The sequence below is a fragment of the Croceitalea vernalis genome (assembly GCF_031846405.1).
Taxonomy (GTDB): Bacteria; Bacteroidota; Bacteroidia; order Flavobacteriales; family Flavobacteriaceae; genus Croceitalea; species Croceitalea vernalis.
In genome coordinates this window covers 1-4,209 of the sequence record NZ_JAVRHU010000010.1, presented here as the reverse complement: position 1 = coordinate 4,209, position 4,209 = coordinate 1, and the positions used below count along the sequence as shown (strand labels likewise).

Sequence of the window (4,209 nt, the reverse complement as noted above, 5' to 3'; positions counted from 1 at the left end):
ATAGATGATACTCCTCCACCTTCTAGTAATGAGGAGATAGAGGTAAATCAAATTTTGACTCCAAATGGGGATCTTAAAAATGACTTCTTATTTATTAGAGGTCTTGAAAATGTAAGGTCAAATACTCTCAAGATTTTTAATAGATGGGGTGTAGCCGTATACGAAGGAACCAACTATAATAATGTTAATAATGTTTTTGATGGTAGATCAAAAGGTCGCTCTACTTTAAGCGTTGATGACTACCTTCCTCCGGGAGTATATTTTTATATATTTGAATATGAAACAGATGAAGGAAGATTTACTGATTCTGAATATCTATACATAAGCAGATAATATGTTGAAAATCAATAGTATTAAAAAAGGTATTTGGATTCCAGTTTTATTTCTGGTATTGACCTTTGAGGGCTTAATAGCCCAGCAAGATGCCCAATATACGCAATACATGTTTAACACATTAAGTGTTAATCCTGCTTATGCTGGCTCACGAGGCCAACTTTCTTTTGCTGGTTTGTATCGTTCGCAATGGGTTGGACTTGAAGGAGCTCCGGAAACGTTCACCATTAATTTACATTCTCCAATACGAAATAGTCGTCTTGGTTATGGTATTTCAATTGTGAATGACAATATTGGTGATGGTGTTGTTCAAGAAACATATTTAGATGCGGTAATATCTTATACCTTAGACGTTTCTCAGAATGGAAAATTGTCTTTCGGTTTAAAAGGTGGTGGAAATATGTTGAGCCTCGATTTTGCAGGTTTAAGAAATTTTGATGAAGAAGTTGTACAACAAGACAATATTGATAATCAGTTTTCTCCAAATTTTGGTTTAGGAGTTTACTACCATACTGATAAGTTTTACGCAGGATTTTCTGCTCCAAATATTTTGGAAACAGAATATTTTGATAATAATAGCACTGACGCAAATGGAATAAACTTTCTTGCTACGGAACGCATTAATTTTTATTTAATCACTGGTTATGTTTTTGATTTAAATGGAAATTTAAAGTTCAAACCTGCCATATTAACAAAGGCTGTTGGTGGAGCTCCTTTACAAGTGGATCTTTCAGCGAACTTTTTATTTAATGACAAATTTAGTTTCGGAGCTGCATACCGATGGGATGCTGCTGTTAGCGCATTAGCAGGTTTTCAAATTTCAGAACAGATTATGTTGGGCTTAGCATATGATAAGGAAACAACTGATCTTGGTGGTACTAGATTTAATGAAGGATCTTTTGAAGTTTTTTTACGATTAGAGCTTTTAAAGAAATTCCAACGTACAGTATCACCTCGTTTTTTCTAAATAATACAGCATGTTAAAAAAATTACTTCTTTTTACAATTGCCTTATTAGGAGTACACTTTTACTCTTTTTCACAGGAACGTATTCTAGAACGTGCTAATCAAAAGTATGACGAATATTCCTTTCGTCCTGCCATTGATATTTATGAAAAGGTTTTGGAAAAAGGATATGAATCTTCAGATATCCTAAAGAAACTTGGTAATGCCTATTATTATAACGGAAAGTATGAAGATGCAGCTTCTATTTATGAAAAATTAGTTCAAAAGTATGATTCTGTAATTACCCCTGATTATTTGTTTAGATATGCTCAAACATTAAAGACTCTTGGTGATTATCAAAAGTCAAATATTATGATGACTAGATTTGCAGAAAAAACTAATCCAGATAATGATGGTAAAACAAAGATCTTTGATTATTTAGAAAAGATTAAAGAGAATTCTGGAAGATATGACATTGAACAATTTAAGTATAATTCAAAATATTCAGATTTTGCTCCTGCTTTTTATAATAATGGGTTAATATTCTCATCTGATAGAGATACGGGTAATTTTGCAAGATATCGCCATACTTGGAATTCTAAAGATTTTCTGGATCTTTTTATTGTTAAGGATAATGATGCTTCAGATAACATAGTTCAAAAGGTTCTAGGAGATGTCAATACAAGACTTCATGAATCAACATCCATAGTTACAAAAGATGGTACGACTATGTATTTTACTAGAAATAATTTTCTAGATGGTAAAAAATATAAAGATGATAAAGGTACCACACGTTTAAAGATATATGAGGCGAAATTAGTTGACGGGGAATGGATTGATATTACAGAATTACCATTTAATAGTGATAGTTATTCAATAGCTCACCCGGCATTAAGTCCAGATGAGAAAGCACTTTATTTTGCATCAGACATGCCAGGTACTTTAGGTGAGTCAGATATTTTTAAAGTTCAAATCATAGGTGATGGTACATATGGTTCTCCAGTAAATCTTGGGAAAACAATAAATACCGTAGCAAGAGAGACTTTTCCATTTATTACTTCCGATGATGTTCTGTATTTCTCTTCCGATGGTCATTCAGGTTTAGGAGGGTTAGATGTTTTTGCAACAAAGATTGCTTTTGAAGAGTACGATCAGCCTATTGTGAACGTTGGTGAACCTATTAATACCAAATTCGACGATTTTTCATTTATTATGGATCAAGAAAGTAAAAAAGGATTTTTTGCTTCGAATCGATTAGATGGACTTGGTGAAGATGATATTTATGGATTTGTTGAGAACGAGCCCATTCAATTAGATTGTTTACAAGACGTCACTGGTACGGTTAGGGATAGAATTTCTAATGAGATTTTAGTCGGTGCAACTGTCAAGATTATTGATGAAGAAAACAATGAAGTTTCTTCAACTATTACGGATGCCAAGGGAGAGTATTCATTAGGTTTGGACTGTAACAAAGGTAATTTTGTAAGAGCTTTAATGGAAGGTTATGTTCCCTCAGAAGAATATCTTTCAAGATCATACGGAAAGCCTCAAATTGTTGATTTCTATCTAGAAAGAGATATAGTTAGCGGTGGATTTGGTGATGATTTGGCAAAACTATTACAATTAAGTACTATATATTTTGACCTCAATAAATTCAATATTAGACCAGATGCTGAAATCGAAATTCAAAAGGTTATTGTAGCTATGGAAAAATATCCCAGTTTGAGAATTAAAGTAAATGCTCACACAGATAGTCGAGGTAATGATGCATATAATTTATGGCTATCTCAAAAACGTGCTGATGCGACTGTAAAATATATGATAAGCAAGGGTATTTCATCAACTAGAATAGATGGTGAAGGCTTCGGCGAAGAAAAATTACTTAATGAATGTGGTAATGGAGTACCTTGCCCAAGTGAAAAACACCAACTCAACAGGCGTTCTGAATTCATTATTTTAGAGTAAGAATCATTAATTATATTTAACTATTTTAACTCTCAATAATATCAAATCACTAATTAATTGATTAATTATTATAGTAAATCCCCTTCTTTTTTAATTAGATTCTATGACCTAACTATTAGTTTTGGAAACACCATTATTAATTGTTTTATTCATAGAGCAAAACTGTAACAGCTCTTAGTAAAGACTTTATAAAACACTGAAAAATTTAAGAATTGCAGAAAGTACTAAAGGTGTTAATCAAAAAGTAATTAAATATTACATCTTTTAATTGAGAAAAATCTTACTTCTTTAATTATTTTATGTCTTTCATACTCCTTGATATTATTGAATTTATCGATAAAAAGCATTTGAAATAAATCTGTTCACCTCATTTTTTGGATGCTATACCGTGTGATTATATAGATACACAACAATTATTTTACTCAGCTCATCTTAAAACTAATTTTGTAGCGTGTAGTTATACACAAAACGGAAATTAGATAAAACACTACTAACTAAAATATAGTTTGAAGTACATAAATAGAAAACATATACCTACGATGTTAAATACAATTCTAACCATGAAAAAGAGCTTAAGTATTGCACTCTTTCTTTTTGTTACGGCAATTGGGTTCTCCCAAACAACAGTTACATTACAGGATCAATGTAATTGTGAAGTGCTTAGCGGAACTGATGTCACAACTCCGGGAGCTACAACACCTACGGGAGCTGAAGTTGGCGATATCTACGTAAACACAAATACTGGTAATATTTTTTATTGGGATGGAGATTCTTGGGAAGCTTCTTCCGTGAATGGAGTGGATGGTGCAGATGGAAATGGAATTAACGGTACTGTTAATAATGGAGATGGTACTTATACTTTTAATTACACTGATGGTTCAAGTTTTACAACTTCAAATTTAACTGGTCCAGCGGGAGCAGATGGTGCCCAAGGCCCACAAGGATTACCTGGAGCAGACGGAGCAGA

3 protein-coding genes and 1 pseudogene are annotated in these 4,209 nt (G+C 32.6%); all 4 read left to right on the top strand.

Annotated elements, in window-relative coordinates; translation table 11 throughout:
• On the top strand, positions 1-333 hold a 333-nt coding region (locus tag RM520_RS15155), incomplete at its 5' end, for a T9SS type B sorting domain-containing protein (RefSeq protein ID WP_311386513.1).
• A 1-nt stretch (position 334) separates the two neighbouring features.
• Positions 335-1,300 (top strand): PorP/SprF family type IX secretion system membrane protein, encoded by a 966-nt coding sequence (locus RM520_RS15150; RefSeq protein ID WP_311388555.1) that lies wholly within the window; start codon positions 335-337, stop codon positions 1,298-1,300.
• Between the two features lie 10 nt (positions 1,301-1,310).
• The gene (locus tag RM520_RS15145) at positions 1,311-3,242 is read left to right on the top strand and encodes an OmpA family protein (RefSeq protein ID WP_311388554.1); all 1,932 of its coding nucleotides are present in this window, start codon (positions 1,311-1,313) and stop codon (positions 3,240-3,242) included.
• A gap of 560 nt (positions 3,243-3,802) precedes the next feature.
• Positions 3,803-4,209: pseudogene (locus RM520_RS15140) on the top strand (hypothetical protein); the annotation flags it as partial.